Origin of the sequence: Maribacter sp., from assembly GCF_049667165.1 — a bacterium.
Lineage (GTDB): Bacteria > Bacteroidota > Bacteroidia > Flavobacteriales > Flavobacteriaceae > Maribacter_A.
The window spans coordinates 1-16,868 of sequence record NZ_JBATHS010000213.1 but is presented as its reverse complement, the minus strand read 5'-3'; the positions used below and the strand labels follow the sequence as shown (position 1 = coordinate 16,868).

Sequence of the window (16,868 nt, the reverse complement as noted above, 5' to 3'; positions counted from 1 at the left end):
CCCCTGTATTGTATATCCATGAAACAATAGGGCGCGTTCACCTCCTTTTCTGTTCATCTTACCCAAAGGGTAAAGTCATATTTGGGGTAAACGACGAATAAAACACCATTCTTCCTGTTTTATATATATCATACTCGCTTCTTTTTGTCCAAAAGGCTATCTTTGCCCTTTTAATTTTATCTGGTTTAAAAATGAAATCTTCAAGCATAAAAGAACTGCTTACAATGGCACCCAAACTCCAGGAAGTTACGGTGAATGGATGGGTCAGAACCTTTAGAAGCAATCGGTTTATTGCCCTTAACGATGGGTCAACCATAAACAATATTCAATGTGTTGTTGACTTTGAGAATATAAAGGAAGACATCTTAAATCAAATAAATACCGGTGCCGCACTGAAAATAATCGGCACCTTGGTCGAAAGTAAGGGTAAGGGACAAAGTGTAGAAATACAGGTAGAGGATATCATCGTTCATGGTATCGCTGATCCTGACACCTACCCCATTCAACCTAAAAAACATTCGTTGGAATTCTTACGGGAAAAGGCCCATTTACGCATAAGGACCAATACTTTTTCAGCGATTATGCGTGTGCGGTCCACACTGGCATTTGCAATACACCAGTATTTCAGACAGCATGATTTCTATTATTTTCATGCACCGATCATTACTGGATCCGATGCGGAAGGTGCCGGTGAGATGTTCAGGGTAACCACCTTGGATGACAAGAAACCACCTTTGAACGAAGCGGGTGAGGTCGATTATAGGAAAGACTTTTTTGGCAAGGAAACTAACTTGACCGTATCTGGACAATTGGAAGCCGAGACCTATGCTATGGCCTTGGGCAAGGTATATACTTTTGGCCCTACCTTCAGGGCAGAAAACTCAAATACTTCACGACACCTAGCGGAGTTTTGGATGATCGAACCGGAAATGGCCTTTTATGACCTTGATGCCAACATGGATTTAGCCGAAGATTTCATTAAAAACGTCATCAATTACATCCTTGAACATTGTGAGGAAGATTTGCGATTTTTAGAGCAAAGACTGTTGGATGAGGAAAAATCAAAGCCTCAGACCGAGCGAAGTGACATGGCATTGATAGCGAAATTGAAATTCATTTGTGAAAATAATTTCAAACGGGTTACCTATACGGAAGCTATTGACATTTTAAAAAACAGTAAGCCGAACAAAAAGAAAAAATTCCAATATACAATTGAAGAATGGGGAGCGGATCTACAGAGCGAACATGAACGTTATCTGGTTGAAAAACATTTTAAGTGCCCTGTAATACTGTTCGATTATCCGGCTAAGATAAAAGCCTTTTATATGCGGTTGAACGAAGATGGCAAAACGGTTAGGGCCATGGACATTCTTTTTCCAGGTATTGGGGAAATCGTAGGTGGTTCACAACGTGAAGAACGCCTCGACGTACTTAAGGACAAAATAGCGGCCTTGGGCATTGACGAAGCCGAATTATGGTGGTATCTCGATCTTAGGAAGTTTGGTACGGCCGTTCATAGCGGATTTGGTCTTGGCTTCGAGCGATTGGTACAATTCGCCACGGGTATGGGAAATATCCGCGACGTAATTCCTTTCCCTAGGACACCGCAGAATGCGGAGTTCTAATCTGAAATTGTTAACTTTATAAGGCAGATAAACAATCCTTATGCTCAAACAGCACTTACAGTTCAAATTATCGCAAAAACTTTCTCCCCAGCAAATTCAGTTGATGAAATTGATACAATTGCCTACGCAGGCTTTTGAGCAACGTCTAAAACAGGAAATGGAGGAAAATCCCGCTTTAGAAGGGGGTAAGGAGGAAAGCGATACCATAGAGGATGAATTCGATGAGCCCTATGACAGTGAACTTGACAGTGACAACATCAATACCGATGACATCAATATAGATGACTACCTAAGTGATGATGAAATTCCGGATTATCGCACCAAGTCGAACAACTATAGTGCCGATGATGATGAAAAGAGTGTGCCCTATGCTGCTGGAATATCCTTCAATCAATATTTATTGAGTCAACTGAATACTGTTTATCTAAATGATGAAGAATGGAGTATTGCAGAGTTCTTGGTAGGCAGTGTTGATGAAAGTGGGTACATACGAAGGCCATTGACCGATATCATGGACGATTTGGCCTTTACCCAAAACATCTACACCGATGAGAAGACCATCGAATCGGTTTTAAGGATAGTTCAGTCCTTGGATCCCCCTGGCGTTGGTGCGCGTTCATTGGAAGAATGCCTTATCACCCAATTAAAGCGAAAGGAAATGAATGCCAATATTGAATTGGCTATTGCGATTTTGGAAAAATCATTTGAACAGTTTACCAAAAAGCATTACAAAAAACTTCTGCAAAAGCACAATATAACAGAAGATGAACTGAAGGATGCCATCGGGGAGATTGAAAAATTGAACCCAAAGCCCGGCGGATCATATGCAGGCAATAATCGTATGGTAGAACATGTCGTGCCCGACTTCGCCATCAGAATCATAGATGGGCAATTAGATCTAACTCTGAATGGAAGAAATGCCCCGGAACTGCATGTCTCGAAAGAGTATAATAATATGCTCAAGGGATTCAAGGATTCCAAGGAAAAATCGAAATCCCAAAAGGATACGGTCATGTTCATTAAACAGAAATTGGATGCTGCCAAATGGTTTATAGATGCCATTAAACAAAGACAGCAAACGTTATTCATTACGATGAATGCCATTATGGAATATCAAGAAGAATATTTCCTGACCGGCGATGAACGCAATCTTCGACCTATGATCCTTAAGGACATAGCAGATAAAATAAACATGGATGTTTCTACAGTATCAAGAGTTGCGAACAGCAAATATGTCGATACACCCTATGGGACAAAATTGATAAAGGATTATTTTTCCGAATCGATGAAAAATGAACAAGGCGAGGATGTATCTACCAAGGAAATAAAAAAGATCTTGGAAACGGTCATCGCCGATGAGGTCAAGAAAAAACCACTTACAGACGATAAACTGGCGGCTATCTTAAAAGAAAAAGGCTATCCCATAGCACGAAGAACAGTAGCCAAATATCGCGAACAATTAGGCTTACCCGTAGCAAGATTGCGTAAACAGATTTAATGAGATTTTTTCAAAAAGCAATTTCCTTTATCTTTCACCCTCTTATCGTTCCTATAGCTGGAACCTTCGCTTATTTCATCATTACCCCGAAATATAGTCCACTGGAATTACAGAGCGGTAATATATTGCCGATTTTTATTCTCACGGTCATTATACCCATAATAAGCTTTCTTATTCTAAAGAACATAGGTTATGTGAATTCCGCTGAATTACCCACCTTAAAAGAACGGAAGTACCCATTGTATATCAACCTTGTCCTTTTGCTCATGATTGTCTATAAGGTCATTCCCAATAATTATGTCATCGAACTGTATTTTTATTTTGTAGGATTCTTAGGCGCTACATTCGCGACCATTATTCTCCTCTTTTTCAAGATCAAGAGTAGTATACACTTGATGGGCATGGGCAGTTTGTTTATGTTTTTGATCAATCTCAGCATTCATTTTGAAATCAATATTACCATTGCCCTAAGTCTTTTTATTCTTGCCATGGGTCTTGTTGCCACTTCGAGACTATACCTCAACGCCCATAGCAGGGCAGAGTTGGTAATCGGGCTTTGCGTAGGGGTGATTTCCCAATTATTGACGGTCAAATATTGGTTGTGACCTCACAACAGTTTCAGCAGTCGCAACCCATTGCCAATGCATCAAATTCCATATACACCGTGAATCACCTCATCCCGTTATAGAATGTAGAATATAAACCCAATGCGCAAGGGTTTCACTTGAAGGCTTTCAGTGGCGACAGTAGCATTATCTTCAAGAAGATTACTTAGGGCATAGTAGATATGCACGTTGAATGTATTGTAACCAAAATTAAGCATGAGACCGTATTGAAACTTCCTGATATCCTGATTCTCAAAGGAAGATTTGTCAGAAGTAGTGACCAGTTTGGATCGCCCCGAAAAAATATATCCGAATTTCATACCGGCGTAGATTCTGGTGAACTTGTATTCCGTGGGCGAGGAATTTCGCCATCGAAATTCCAGGGGCACTTCTATCAAATGGGTTTCAATCTTGTTTCTTTTTACCGTTATCGATTGATCCCCAACAAGTATCACGTCCCCATCTATGATGCTATATTCGACACCCCCAGAAGTTTCCGAGGCCCACAGATTGGAGTAATAGGAGTTTACGGCATAACCAAGCCCTATGCCAAGTGCAAAGGTTCGTTCGGTATTGAGCGGCATATCCTTAATGATTCCTCCCTGTAGTCCATAGGAAAGATTTCTTTGGGTAAAATCGGCCGGTTTATCGAGAAGTGAATTATATGTGATCCCCAAATAAAATTGATCTTCAAGGTACTTTGGGTCCCCAGCATCCAATTCCTGATTCGTTTGGGCATAAACGCCAAATGAACTTATCAAAAGCCACCCAAAAACCAATCGTCCCATCTGTGTTCCCCCCATATTGAATCTCAAGATTTAGTACTTTATGAAAACTATGAATATACCGGCCACTTTGATCTTGGTTTAAATAGACATATACATATAAACCGGATTGATGCACAGGTATTCAATGCATTCGATAAATAGATATCGACAAGCGTCATGCTACTTTCCTGGGAGTAAATTTAAGGAAATAAAAAACGCCCTGATACTTAAATCAGGGCGTTTTTAAAGTTTGAAAAAATGTATTTACTGTAAATTCCTAAAAGCATCACCTTCATAGGTGGTATAATTCACTTTCAGTGCATTTACTTTTCTCAGTTCCAGCTTAATGTCAGATATCAATCCCATATTGGCATTTTTATCCACTTTAAGGGCAGTGGTCAAAACATTTTGTAATTCCTGTGATTTTTTCGCTCTTTCGGCCAAGATATAATCTCCAACCTCTGAAGGGTTCGCAAACTTATCATTAAGTTGGATCTTCGGTTCAGTACCGAACACTTTTTGATATTCTTGGGTAGGTTTCCCTACATAAATATAAATCACACGATCTTTTTTCTCTAACTTCTTAACCTCATTCGCATTCGGAAGTACATTTTCCACCTTTAACGAACTGTCCTTCATAACTGTTACCGTCATGAAGAAAAACAACAACATGAAAACGATATCGGGTAAAGATGCCGTAGATACTGGTGGAAGTTCCCCACTCTTTTTCTTACTAAATTTAGACATAGCTTAGCTTTAGATATTATTAATTCGCGGTGGAAGTTTCTGCCTCTGACAATTTCTGAGGAAACAAATCCTGTATTCTCTTCACCTTGTCCTTCAGATCATCTTTAATGTTTTGGGCCGTTTCAGGATTTAGATACTCTGCTTCCATATCGGTGAAATCTCGACCAAATAAACGTTGTGATTCCCTATTACGTAAATCATTATAGGCCCCGACCAATTCATTTTGAACCGTTATATAGGTCCCATACTTGGTTTCCCTATCATTCTTCAAGGAAATAATAGCTTTGGTAGGATTATCAGAAGACTCCGAATTCTTTTTTCCTTTGCAATATGTGCAAGTACCATCACCACCATTGTCCAAAAAGGCCATGGCCTTTGCCCTTAATTGTTTAAGATCTATCAATTCCTCATCGGCCAATAACTGTCCATTTTTATTGATGTTCACCTGAAAGATATTTTTTTGCTTAATAACAACCTCAACATCTTTGGGCGGTTCAATTGGTGGCAACATACGATCCAAACCTGCATCTGTCTCAATGGTTGTCGTAACCAAGAAAAAGATCAATAGTAAGAAAGCTATGTCTGCCATAGATCCAGCATTTACCTCTGGTGCTCCTGCTCTTCTAGCCATAGTTTATTATTTATTTACTGAACATTCTTTTAATTCCAGGTAAGACAATGGCAACAATCGCCACTACGGTAAGAATAAAGAACACATTAAGTCCCATTCCTATCTTCTTCACTGTACTTTCACTTGACATCGCCATATAATCATCGGAAACATCCGTGCCGCTAGCCAATATATAGGAAATCACTACTACCAATATAAAGCCACCGATCACAAACAAGGTTTTCTTTAAACCTGCAGGGTTAGCGAAAAGGTTCTTCAACGTAAACACCAAACTAGCGACTACGGCTATCCCCAATAAAAGGTACGTAATCATGAACATGGTGTTCATCGCCCCGCTTTGGGCAGCTTCTGCGATTGGCATATCCTTTTCTGGCAACAAGTACCAGAGTATCGCAGAGATAATACCGATAATTAACAAAAATATTTTTAAAAATTTATGCATGATACAATTTGTATTAAGTCCGACTTATTTCTTGTGGTCCACCAACATATCAATCAATGAGATTGATGAATCCTCCATATCATTGACAATACTATCTATTTTTGCAATGATGTAGTTATAGAAGATCTGAAGTATGATAGCCGTAATAAGACCAAATACCGTTGTCAATAATGCCACCTGAATATCACCTGCAATCAATGAGGCACTCAAGTTACCTACTGCACTAATTTTCTGGAAGGCTTGAATCATACCAATTACCGTACCCATGAAACCAAGCATCGGGGCAATAGCGATAAACAAAGACAACCAAGAAACATTTTTCTCTAATTGACCCATCTGAACTCCGCCATATGCTACGACTGATTTTTCGGCAGACTCAACACTTTCACCTGCTCTATCCAAACCTTGGTAGTAGATTGAGGCAACAGGACCTTTTGTATTTCTACAAACTTCCTTAGCCGCTTCAACACCACCGGAAGCCAAAGCGTCCTCAACTTGTTGCTTTAGTTTGGTCGTATTGGTTGTGGCCATATTCAAATAGATGATTCTTTCAATGGCAACTGCCAATCCAAGAATCAAACATAAAAGAACGATCCCCATGAAACCGGCACCTCCTGTTATGAACATTTCCTTTAAAACCTGTGTAAATCCTTTGCTAGCTTCTGGAGCCGCATCCTGAACGGCAACCATTGCTGAAGCAACGTTTGCACTTACCGTATTTGTACCTGCTACAAATAACCCAGCCACTGCTAGGGTAGAGAATAATTTTTTCATTTCTTTCAAACTTAAATTTAGTTAGTATATAGGGTTAAAGATAAAAAAAAAACATGACAATAAAAGTAATTTTTTTGCAGAGAGGAAGGGATTCGAACCCTCGATACACTTTTGGTGTATACACACTTTCCAGGCGTGCGCCTTCGACCACTCGGCCACCTCTCTAGTTTAGCCTTAAAGGTTGGCCAATTAACAAAAAAATAATCAAGTAATGAAATTTAAACCGTTATTTTTTATTGCATTTCTCCCCGCAACGATGTTTCAAAAATCGTTTTGAACAACTTTGGGGAAACCTTGTCGCCCAATAAGTACATCAACTTCGTTATGGCCGCCTCGGTCGTAATATCCTTACCATTAATTACTTGCATCTGCATCAATGCCTTACTGGTTTCATACTGCCCCATGATAACGCTGCCACCAGAACATTGGGTTACATTCACAAGATGCAAATTTCGATCCATGGCTTTTTTCAGGCTTTGCAACAACCATTTGTCGGTAGGAGCGTTTCCTGCCCCATAGGTCTCAAGAACCAGCGCCTTTAAATCGGGAATATTGAGTACACTGTTCAATACGGATTCATTCAGTCCAGGAAATATTTTCAAAATGGCCACATTGGTATCCATTTGCTTATGCACCTTGAGCTTTTTTGATTCCTTTGGTTTTCTAAGGTATTCATTGAATACTTTCAAGTGTACCCCGCTTTCGGCCAGGGCTGGATAATTCGGGGAATCAAATGCCCTGAAATGTTCGGCATTGATTTTTGTGGTCCTATTCCCCCTATAGAGCTTATATTCAAAATAGAGGCCAACTTCCTGGATAACTGGCCTGCCCTTTTCTTGTAGTGCGGCGATTTGAATGGATGTGATGAGATTTTCCTTGGCATCGGTTCGTAAATCCCCTATGGGCAATTGGGAACCCGTAAAGATAACCGGCTTTGACAAATTTTCGAGCATGAACCCCAACGCCGAGGCCGTGTAACTCATAGTATCACTGCCGTGCAAAACCACAAACCCATCATAATCGGGGTAATTAACCTCTATAATTTCGGCGATCCTGACCCAATGCGTAGGATTCATATCCGATGAATCCAAAGGTGTTTCGAAAGAAACACTTTCAATCGTACAATCCAATTGGTTCAACTCGGGAATGTTCTTCATCAAGGTTTTAAAATCAAAGGCCCTTAACGATCCCGAAGCATAGTCTTTGACCATACCGATGGTACCCCCCGTATAGATCAATAATATGTTTGATTGTTTATTCATCTAGATCAAATTCCGAACACCGTTTTGGCATTTTCCGTGGTGATACGGGCAATCTCCTTGGCGTCCAAACCATAAATATTCGATAATTTATCGACTACATTGATAATATAGGCACTTTCATTTCTTTTTCCCCTATAGGGGACCGGTGCCAAATAAGGCGCATCGGTTTCCAAGACAATATGCTTTATATCCAATGCGTTCAAAAACGTATCGATTTTACCATTTTTAAAGGTCACTACTCCCCCAATGCCTAATTTCATATTATACGAAATTGCTTTTTTTGCCTGCTCAGGCGTGCCTGTGAAACAATGGAAAATACCGTATAACCCCTCCCCTTTTTCACCTTCAAGAACCTCAAATATTTCATTAAAGGCATCCCTGCAATGAATTACTATGGGCAAACCATACTTTTTGGCCAATCTGATTTGATATCGAAAAGCCTCTTGTTGCTCTTTTAGCAATGATTTGTCCCAATAGAGATCGATCCCAATTTCCCCAACGGCATAAAACTTTCTTTTTGACAAGTGATCCTCGACATGATGCAACTCTTCCAAATAATTTTCCTTCACATGTGTGGGATGCAGCCCCATCATCAAGAACATATGATCTGGGTAGGCCTTTTCCAAAGCAAACATCGCATCGGTATAGGTAGAATCTGTGGCAGGAATAAAAAACCGCTCTACCCCGTTCTTTAGCGCCTTTTGTATCACCTCGTCCCTATCGTCGTCAAAAGCCTCACTATAGAGGTGCGTGTGTGTATCTGTCAAAACCATAGAACAAAAATAGCCTTATCTTTGGCAAAAAATTAGATGTTGAGCCTCAAAAAGTTTTTAAGGAAGAAAAACTACATTCATGTGCCCTTGGTATTTACCGCAACGAACCATTTTGAGGTTGTTGCCAAAATCAATGGCATTTCAGGCCGATTTATTTTAGATACAGGGGCCTCAAATACATGTATAGGTTTCGATAAAATTGAATTCTTCAATCTTGTTTCAAAGGAATCCAAGATCAAGGCCGCTGGGGCAGGGGCCACCAATATGAAAACATTGATATCTACCAAAAATACCATTGAAATAGGCAAATGGGGCAAACGAAAGCAAAAAATTGTATTGTTTGACCTAACACATGTCAACGAAGCACTTACCACCCACGACGCCTTACCTGTGGATGGCATCATCGGTGCCGATGTGCTCAAAAAATCCAAAGCGATCATCGACTATGGAAAATCCTGTGTGTACCTAAAACAATAAGCCTCGAAAAGATTCGAGCCTTATTGTTGGTATGGATTATCCCGGGATTACATTTCCAACGCCTTTTTTACATCATTGTCCATTAGCAATTCTTCTGGACTTTCCAATGCTTCTTTTACCGCAACCAAGAAACCTACCGATTCTTTCCCATCGATGATCCTATGGTCATAAGAAAGGGCAACATACATAATAGGTGCAATAACTATTTCACCATTTCTGACAATAGGTCGCTCTACGATGTTGTGCATTCCTAAAATCGCACTTTGTGGTGGATTGATTATCGGGGTGGATAACATGGATCCAAATACGCCCCCATTGGTAATGGTAAATGTACCACCGGTCATTTCATCAATCGTGATCTCGCCTTCCCGGGCCCGAATAGCCAAACGTTTCACTTCAGCCTCAACCCCTTTAAAAGTCAACTTCTCCGCATTTCGAATCACGGGTACCATTAATCCTTTGGGACCCGATACCGCGATACTGATATCGGCGAAATCATAGGAAATCATCTCCTTGCCATCGATCATGGAATTCACCGACGGAAACATATCCAAAGCACGTACAACAGCCTTGGTAAAGAAGGACATAAATCCTAAACTAACCCCATGCTTCTCCTTAAAATCTTCCTTGTACTTCGTGCGTAATTCAAAAATTGGGGACATGTCCACCTCATTGAACGTGGTCAACATGGCCGTTTCATTTTTGGCGGCAACCAATCGTTCGGCCACTTTTCGACGCAACATGGAAAGCTTGGAACGCGTTTCACCACGTTTTCCCCCAGGCGGCATGGTTCCCATGGAAGGCACAGCCTTTACGGCATCTTCTTTGGTGATCCTGCCATCCCTACCCGTACCTTTTATAGTGGTAGTATCCATATTCTTTTCGGCCAGTATTTTTTTGGCCGCAGGTGAAGCGCTACCCGTTGCATAGGTCTGTTCCTCTTTTGATTCCACTTTGGGTGTTGCTTTTTCGGCGGGCGCTACTTTAGGTTCCGCGCTTTTAGAGGAGCTTCCTTCTGGTTTTGCAGCCGACGTATCGATCAAACACACAATGGCCCCTACTTCAACGGCATCCCCAACTTCAGCTTTTAAGGTAATCGTTCCACTGGCTTCCGCAGGGAGTTCCAAGGTGGCCTTATCCGAATCAACTTCGGCGATTGCCTGGTCCTTTTCCACATAATCGCCATCTTCAACCAACCATTCCGCAATCTCGACCTCGGTAATTGATTCTCCCGGTGAAGGGACTTTCATTTCTAAAATCATTCTTCTACTATTAAGTGTTTTAATTCTTTTATTTAGGTCTTGTCATATTGTCCTTGCTCTTATCAAAAACATAATCCAACACTTGTTGATGCCTATTTTTGGAGCGTACTGCACTTCCCGCTGCCGGTGAGGCATAATATCTTCTCGATGCCACCCTCAACTTCCGAGCCCCCTCATAATGCATCATAAGATGACTCCAGGCACCCATGTTCCGAGGTTCCTCCTGTGCCCAAACCACATCATCAGCCTTACTATATTTATTCAATATAGCATCTATTTGTTCGACAGGCAAAGGAAATAGTTGTTCTATCCTGACCAGAGCCACATCATCCCGGTTCAATTTCTCCCTTTCGGCCAAGAGGTCATAATAGAATTTGCCCGTACAGAATACCAGAGATCTTACCTTATCTACAGTACAGGAAACATCATCCAGTACTTCATGGAATCTTCCGGAAGTGAAGTCATCGACGGATGAAACGGCCTTAGGGTGTCGCAACAGACTCTTCGGCGTGAAGATAATCAATGGCTTTCTATAGTTCACCTTCATCTGCCGCCTCAAGATATGGAACATTTGTGCCGGTGTACTAACATCCGCCACGAACATATTGTCCCTAGCGCATAATTGTAAATACCGCTCCATACGTGCTGAAGAATGTTCGGCACCCTGACCTTCGTACCCATGGGGCAATAACATCACCAATCCGTTCTGCAATTTCCATTTATCCTCTGCCGCAGAAATATACTGGTCGATCATTATTTGGGCCCCGTTGCTGAAATCGCCGAATTGGGCTTCCCAAATGGTCAAGGTATGGGGACTCGCCATGGCGTACCCATAATCAAAGCCTACAACAGCGTATTCAGAAAGCAATGAATTGTATATTTGGAAGGTGCCTTGGTTTTTCGAGATATGGTTCAAGAGCATTACCTCTTCTTCACTATCCTCAAGTTTCATTACGGCATGCCTGTGCGAGAAGGTTCCTCTTTCGACATCCTGCCCTGACATGCGCACCCCATAACCTTCTTCGAGAAGTGACCCATAGGCCAATAGTTCGCCCATGGCCCAATCCAGATTATCGGTATCGAAGAACATTTTCTTTCGGTCATCAACCAGTTTTACCACTTTTCTTAAAAACTTTTTGTCTTCAGGCAGTTCAGTAAGTACCTTGGCTATTTGTGTCAATTTATCCTTATCATAAGCCGTATCGACAACGTCTAGCATCTCCCATTCACGTACGGCTTCAAAATCCTTCCATTCATCGGCCATGAAGGGTGTTATGATCGTCTTATCTTCCTTTCTTGAATCTTCCAATTCTTCTTCCAAAGTAGCTTTGTACTCTTCTTCCAGCTGTTTTATAAAACCTTCTTCTATAACACCTTCAGCGATCAACTTCTCGGCATAGATTTCCCTTGGGTTTTTATGCTTTGCGATGGCCTTGTACAATAAAGGCTGTGTAAATCTGGGCTCATCCCCTTCATTATGGCCGTATTTCCTGTAACCAAGTAGATCGATGAAGACATCGGATTCAAAACGCATGCGATATTCCAATGCAAACAACGCCGCATGGCAAACGGCCTCCACATCGTCCGCATTTACGTGCAAAACAGGGCTTAGGGTCACCTTCCCCACATCGGTGCAATAGGTTGAAGTCCTAGCGTCTAAATAATCGGTGGTAAAACCTATTTGGTTGTTGACTACTATATGTATCGTTCCATTGGTCTTGTAGCCGTCGAGTTTCGCCATTTGCACAACTTCATACACTATACCTTGACCTGCAATAGCCGCATCGCCATGGACAACGATTGGCAATACTTTAGAAAAATCATCATTATAATGTGCATCCTGTTTGGCCCTTACGATACCTTCAACCACGGCTCCTACGGTTTCGAGATGGGAAGGGTTGGGTGCGATGTTCATCTTGATCTTATTGCCATTATCGGATTTACGATCGGATGTCCATCCTAAATGGTACTTCACATCACCATCAAAGATCTCTTGTTCATAATCCTTACCGTCAAATTCACTAAAAATATCCTTAGCCGATTTGCCGAAAATATTCGTGAGGACGTTAAGTCTTCCTCTATGGGCCATTCCCATGACAAATTGTTCAACGCCCATTGCGGCCGCTCGCTCAACAATGACATCCAAGGCAGGGATCAACGACTCGTTCCCCTCAAGGGAAAACCGCTTCTGACCCACATATTTGGTGTGTAGAAAACCTTCGAAGGAAACCGCCTGATTCAGTTTTTTTAAAATGTGACTTTTTTGATTCCTGTTGAAATCTGGATGATTATCATTGACATTTATCCAATTCTGTATCCAATCCACAAGTTCAGGCTTACGAATATACATATACTCAACCCCTATGGCATCGCAATAAATCCGTTGCAGATGTTCAATGATCTCCCGCAGGGTCTTTGGCCCCAACCCGATAATCTCACCTGCCGTAAATTGGGTGTCCAAATCTTCAGAACCTAGTCCAAAGTGTTCAATATCAAGGGTCGGCACATAGGTTCTGCGCTTACGAACCGGATTGGTCTTTGTAAACAGATGACCTCGACTCCGATATCCATTGATCAATCGAACTACCTGAAATTCCTTGTGCATTTGTTCGGACCCTGCACCACTAGTAACAACGCCCCCAACCTCTGTGGCATTTTGAACTGAAACATCAACCTCATCACAGGCGCTTTCCACCCCAAAATCAAAACCTTGGAAAAAAGCTCTCCAGCTGGGTTCAACACTATCGGGATCCGTCAGATATCTGTCGTATACTTCTGCGAAATATGAAGTATGCGCCGCATTTAAAAAGGAATATTTATCCATGTACGTGCTCTATCTTATTATAAGAAACAAATCCCGCCGGGTGACGAGATCAATTCTTCCTTATTTATCTGGGAATATCCTTTCCCAGATTTCAAATACGGTTTCGATAACAAAACCACACCAAAAATACAATAATTCGCATATCTAAGCGTATCTTAATATGATATATTGCTTAAAAAGCACAATCAATCAACAATAAGCATAAAAACATCACAAAATGAAACAATATATTCTTGGGCTTTTATTTCTTGCTGCATTTTCGGCCAGCAGCCAGACTTCCCCTTCGAATTTCTGGAACGATGTGCGTTTTGGTGGCGGCATCGGTTTGGGTTTTTCGAACGGATATTTCAACGGTTCAATAGCTCCAAGCGCAATTTATCAAATAAATGAGCAGTTCGCGACCGGGGTCAGTCTTAATTTCAATTATGCCAAATTTGATGACGATCGACTTCTTGCCTATGGTGGCAGCATTTTGAGCTTATACAATCCCATACCTTTCATTCAACTATCCACCGAATGGGAACAACTCAGGGTCAACAGGACATATGCTCTTGAAGGAGGGGATTTGGAGGATAATTATTGGTCACCCGCCCTTTTTCTTGGTATTGGGTATAGCAATCGAAATGTAACTTTTGGTCTGCGATACGATGTGTTATATGATGACAATAAAAGTATTTACACCAATGCCCTGATGCCTTTTGTACGCCTATATTTTTAAGAGGGATACTTGGATTTCAACCATACTTTTTGAAGTTCCCTTTTGAGGACCAATAAAGAAACCTGTTCGGCAACCTCAACGACATCGGTCACCTGTATTTGTTTGAACACTTTTTCGGGAACATCGACTATATATAATAAATTGAGGTATTCCGTAAATTTTTCCATGATCAGGTAATAGATTTTCTCATGTAGCAAGACCCGTAAATTATCCGGGGAAACATCATTGGCCAAATCGATAGGGATATTGGCTAGGTTGAAATCCTTTTTTATCTGCAAAACCAGTTTGCCGTACAGGTTTTCTTGCTGTGCCTTGGTCAAAAGGGCTGTACTGTTTGGAAAATCAAGTTTCATAAACTAAATACGTTTCATAACGCGTTTTTGGTTTATTTATCACCAGTGCCTTAGTGGGCATGGCATTGCCAAACCTGTAATGAAAGAAACCAATGTCGCTCCCAAGGCTACTGAAGGGGATACTTCAATCCATAAATCAACTCCTGATTTTTCGCTCCCAATCCCAGGCCGATTTCATGGCCTCATCCAAGGAGTACTGTGCTTTCCATCCAAGTTCATTATTGGCAAGGGTCGTATCGGCATAAGCCGAGGTGATGTCCCCTGGTCTTCTATCGACAATTTTGTAATTGAGCTTTTTTCCGGATACCTTTTCAAAACTCTTTATGACTTCAAGAACCGTACTGCCTTTACCCGTACCTACATTAAACACCTCATAATTGGTCTTGTTCTTCCCTGCCAATAGTCTTTGAAGGGCAATTACATGGGCCTTGGCCAAATCGACCACATAAATATAATCCCGGACACAAGTACCGTCAGGGGTAGGATAATCATCTCCGAACACGGACAACTGTTCTCTTAACCCTATTCCCGTTTGAGTGATAAAGGGCACTAAATTTTGCGGAACTCCTATCGGCAACTCCCCGATCTCAGCACTGGGATGGGCACCCATAGGATTGAAATAACGAAGTGCAATAGCCTTTAAATTAGGCGTGACCTTACAGGTATCGCGAATAATCTCTTCTCCCATTTGTTTGGTATTCCCATAGGGGGATTCTGCAGCTTTCACAGGAGCATCCTCGGTAATTGGCATTTTATCGGCCTGCCCATATACCGTACAACTTGAACTGAATATAAAACTGGAGTTCGATTTCCTTGCTAATTCCTTCAATAGATACACTAGGGTACCGATATTGTTCTCATAATACAAGAGGGGTTTTTCAACACTTTCACCCACCGCCTTTGAAGCAGCAAAATGAATAACCCCGGCTATGTCGGTATGTCTTTTGAAAAAATCCTCAACTTTTGATCTTTCCTTTAAATCGAGTTTTTCGAACAAGGGTCTTTTACCTGTTATAGCTGTTATGCCATCCAGGACTTTTTCCGAGGAATTTGAGCAATCATCGATAATCACGACTTCATATCCTTCATTCTGAAGTTCTACAACGGTATGGGAGCCTATAAATCCTAAGCCACCGGTAACCAGTATTTTCATCTATTTTCGTTTAGTTAGGTTAGCAAATCTAGTAATAACCCCTTATTCACCATTCACAAAACCGCTAATAGTATCCGTAATATAGTCTATCTGTTCTTTATCGAGTTCTGTGTGCATGGGAAGTGAGATTACTTCCTTAACCAATTCATTGGTAACAGGGAAATCGGATTCCTTATACCTCTCATCCGCATATGCTTTTTGTTTATGTAATGGAATAGGGTAGTATACCCCACAAGGAATCTGTTGTTGGTTTAAATGTGCTACCAAAGCATCCCGTTTTCCATTTGTGATTCGCAAGGTATATTGATGAAAGACATGACAATCACAAGTAGCACAAATCTCCCCACAATTATTCACGGTTACGGGAACAACGATATGGTCCTGCCCTTCAAAGGCCTTGGAATAAGCCCTTGCCGCCTTTCTCCGGGCATCGCAATAACTATCCAATAGCGGAAGTTTTGTCCTTAATACGGCAGCTTGAATGGAGTCGAGCCTGGAATTAACGCCTACGACATCATGATGATATCTTTCATACATTCCATGATTCACAATACCCCGTATGGTGTGTGCCAAGGCATCATCATTGGTGAAAATGGCACCCCCATCCCCATAGCACCCCAAGTTCTTTGAAGGAAAAAATGAAGTAGCACCTATATGGCCTATGGTTCCTGCTTTTTGTTTTGAACCGTCCTTACCTTTGTAATAAGCACCAATAGCTTGGGCATTATCCTCAATAACATACAAACCATGTTTTTTTGCCAATTCCATTATGGCATCCATATTGGCACATTGACCAAAGAGGTGAACCGGCACTATAGCCTTTGTCTTTGGGGTAATAGCCCGCTCAACGGCAGCAATATCGATATTGAACGTATCCTTTTCCACATCGACCAAAACGGGTGTCAATTGAAGCAATGCTATGACCTCGACCGTAGCGGCAAAAGTGAAATCCGCGGT

Annotated in this window: 17 protein-coding genes and 1 tRNA gene; 5 read left to right on the top strand and 13 right to left on the bottom strand. The window is 41.4% G+C overall.

Annotated features, from left to right (window positions below; translation table 11 throughout):
- Positions 1 to 191 precede the first annotated feature (191 nt).
- Genes asnS through WBM98_RS10630 form a run of 3 tightly spaced genes read left to right on the top strand, consistent with a single transcriptional unit; the run spans position 192 to position 3,728 of the window.
- Positions 192 to 1,625 (top strand): asparagine--tRNA ligase, encoded by a 1,434-nt coding sequence (gene asnS, locus WBM98_RS10640; RefSeq protein WP_424366000.1) that lies wholly within the window; start codon positions 192 to 194, stop codon positions 1,623 to 1,625.
- 40 nt (positions 1,626 to 1,665) lie between these two features.
- Positions 1,666 to 3,123: an RNA polymerase factor sigma-54 gene (rpoN, locus tag WBM98_RS10635; protein ID WP_424365999.1), complete on the top strand. Its 1,458-nt coding sequence runs from the start codon at positions 1,666 to 1,668 to the stop codon at positions 3,121 to 3,123.
- Positions 3,123 to 3,728, top strand: coding sequence for a hypothetical protein (locus tag WBM98_RS10630; protein WP_424365998.1), 606 nt, complete (start codon positions 3,123 to 3,125; stop codon positions 3,726 to 3,728). Before rpoN ends, WBM98_RS10630 begins: the two co-directional genes overlap by 1 nt.
- A 77-nt stretch (positions 3,729 to 3,805) precedes the next feature.
- Here the strand turns inward: WBM98_RS10630 and WBM98_RS10625 are convergent, their stop codons facing one another.
- The 8 genes from WBM98_RS10625 to WBM98_RS10590 form a co-directional block, all read right to left on the bottom strand.
- Entirely contained in the window at positions 3,806 to 4,543 is a 738-nt protein-coding gene (locus WBM98_RS10625) for a porin family protein (protein WP_424365997.1), read from the bottom strand.
- A 216-nt stretch (positions 4,544 to 4,759) separates the two neighbouring features.
- Positions 4,760 to 5,242 carry an ExbD/TolR family protein gene (locus WBM98_RS10620; RefSeq protein ID WP_424365996.1) on the bottom strand — a complete coding sequence of 161 codons (483 nt, stop codon included), beginning with the start codon at positions 5,240 to 5,242 and terminating at the stop codon, positions 4,760 to 4,762.
- 19 nt (positions 5,243 to 5,261) lie between these two features.
- A complete protein-coding gene (locus WBM98_RS10615; RefSeq protein WP_424365995.1) occupies positions 5,262 to 5,873 on the bottom strand; it encodes an ExbD/TolR family protein in 612 nt (203 codons plus the stop codon).
- Positions 5,874 to 5,883: 10 nt separating this feature from the next.
- Complete coding sequence (locus tag WBM98_RS10610; protein WP_424365994.1) at positions 5,884 to 6,315, bottom strand: hypothetical protein; 432 nt, start codon at positions 6,313 to 6,315, stop codon at positions 5,884 to 5,886.
- A gap of 24 nt (positions 6,316 to 6,339) precedes the next feature.
- Positions 6,340 to 7,089 (bottom strand): MotA/TolQ/ExbB proton channel family protein, encoded by a 750-nt coding sequence (locus WBM98_RS10605; protein ID WP_188313191.1) that lies wholly within the window; start codon positions 7,087 to 7,089, stop codon positions 6,340 to 6,342.
- A 77-nt stretch (positions 7,090 to 7,166) separates the two neighbouring features.
- Positions 7,167 to 7,254: transfer RNA gene (locus WBM98_RS10600), tRNA-Ser, on the bottom strand.
- Positions 7,255 to 7,322: 68 nt separating this feature from the next.
- Entirely contained in the window at positions 7,323 to 8,351 is a 1,029-nt protein-coding gene (locus tag WBM98_RS10595) for an asparaginase (protein WP_424365993.1), read from the bottom strand.
- Positions 8,352 to 8,356: 5 nt separating this feature from the next.
- A complete protein-coding gene (locus tag WBM98_RS10590) occupies positions 8,357 to 9,124 on the bottom strand; it encodes a TatD family hydrolase (protein ID WP_424365992.1) in 768 nt (255 codons plus the stop codon).
- Between the two features lie 36 nt (positions 9,125 to 9,160).
- On the opposite strand from WBM98_RS10590, the gene WBM98_RS10585 reads away from it, so the two are divergent.
- Complete coding sequence (locus WBM98_RS10585; protein ID WP_424365991.1) at positions 9,161 to 9,601, top strand: retropepsin-like aspartic protease; 441 nt, start codon at positions 9,161 to 9,163, stop codon at positions 9,599 to 9,601.
- A gap of 47 nt (positions 9,602 to 9,648) precedes the next feature.
- Here the strand turns inward: WBM98_RS10585 and odhB are convergent, their stop codons facing one another.
- Both odhB and WBM98_RS10575 read right to left on the bottom strand, forming a co-directional pair.
- Positions 9,649 to 10,863 (bottom strand): 2-oxoglutarate dehydrogenase complex dihydrolipoyllysine-residue succinyltransferase, encoded by a 1,215-nt coding sequence (gene odhB / locus WBM98_RS10580; RefSeq protein ID WP_424365990.1) that lies wholly within the window; start codon positions 10,861 to 10,863, stop codon positions 9,649 to 9,651.
- 28 nt (positions 10,864 to 10,891) lie between these two features.
- A complete protein-coding gene (locus WBM98_RS10575) occupies positions 10,892 to 13,687 on the bottom strand; it encodes a 2-oxoglutarate dehydrogenase E1 component (RefSeq protein WP_424365989.1) in 2,796 nt (931 codons plus the stop codon).
- 217 nt (positions 13,688 to 13,904) lie between these two features.
- Between WBM98_RS10575 and WBM98_RS10570 the strand changes: the two genes are divergently transcribed.
- Positions 13,905 to 14,405, top strand: a complete 501-nt coding sequence (locus tag WBM98_RS10570) for an alpha-ketoglutarate decarboxylase (protein WP_424365988.1) — start codon at positions 13,905 to 13,907, stop codon at positions 14,403 to 14,405.
- Here WBM98_RS10570 and WBM98_RS10565 read toward each other — a convergent pair.
- From WBM98_RS10565 to WBM98_RS10555, 3 genes are all read right to left on the bottom strand, one after another.
- Positions 14,402 to 14,758, bottom strand: coding sequence for a hypothetical protein (locus WBM98_RS10565; RefSeq protein WP_424365987.1), 357 nt, complete (start codon positions 14,756 to 14,758; stop codon positions 14,402 to 14,404). The genes WBM98_RS10570 and WBM98_RS10565 overlap by 4 nt on opposite strands.
- A 136-nt stretch (positions 14,759 to 14,894) precedes the next feature.
- Positions 14,895 to 15,911 carry a UDP-glucose 4-epimerase GalE gene (gene galE / locus WBM98_RS10560; RefSeq protein ID WP_424365986.1) on the bottom strand — a complete coding sequence of 339 codons (1,017 nt, stop codon included), beginning with the start codon at positions 15,909 to 15,911 and terminating at the stop codon, positions 14,895 to 14,897.
- Between the two features lie 42 nt (positions 15,912 to 15,953).
- A partial coding sequence (locus WBM98_RS10555) for a DegT/DnrJ/EryC1/StrS family aminotransferase (protein WP_424365985.1) occupies positions 15,954 to 16,868 on the bottom strand: 915 nt, incomplete at its 5' end.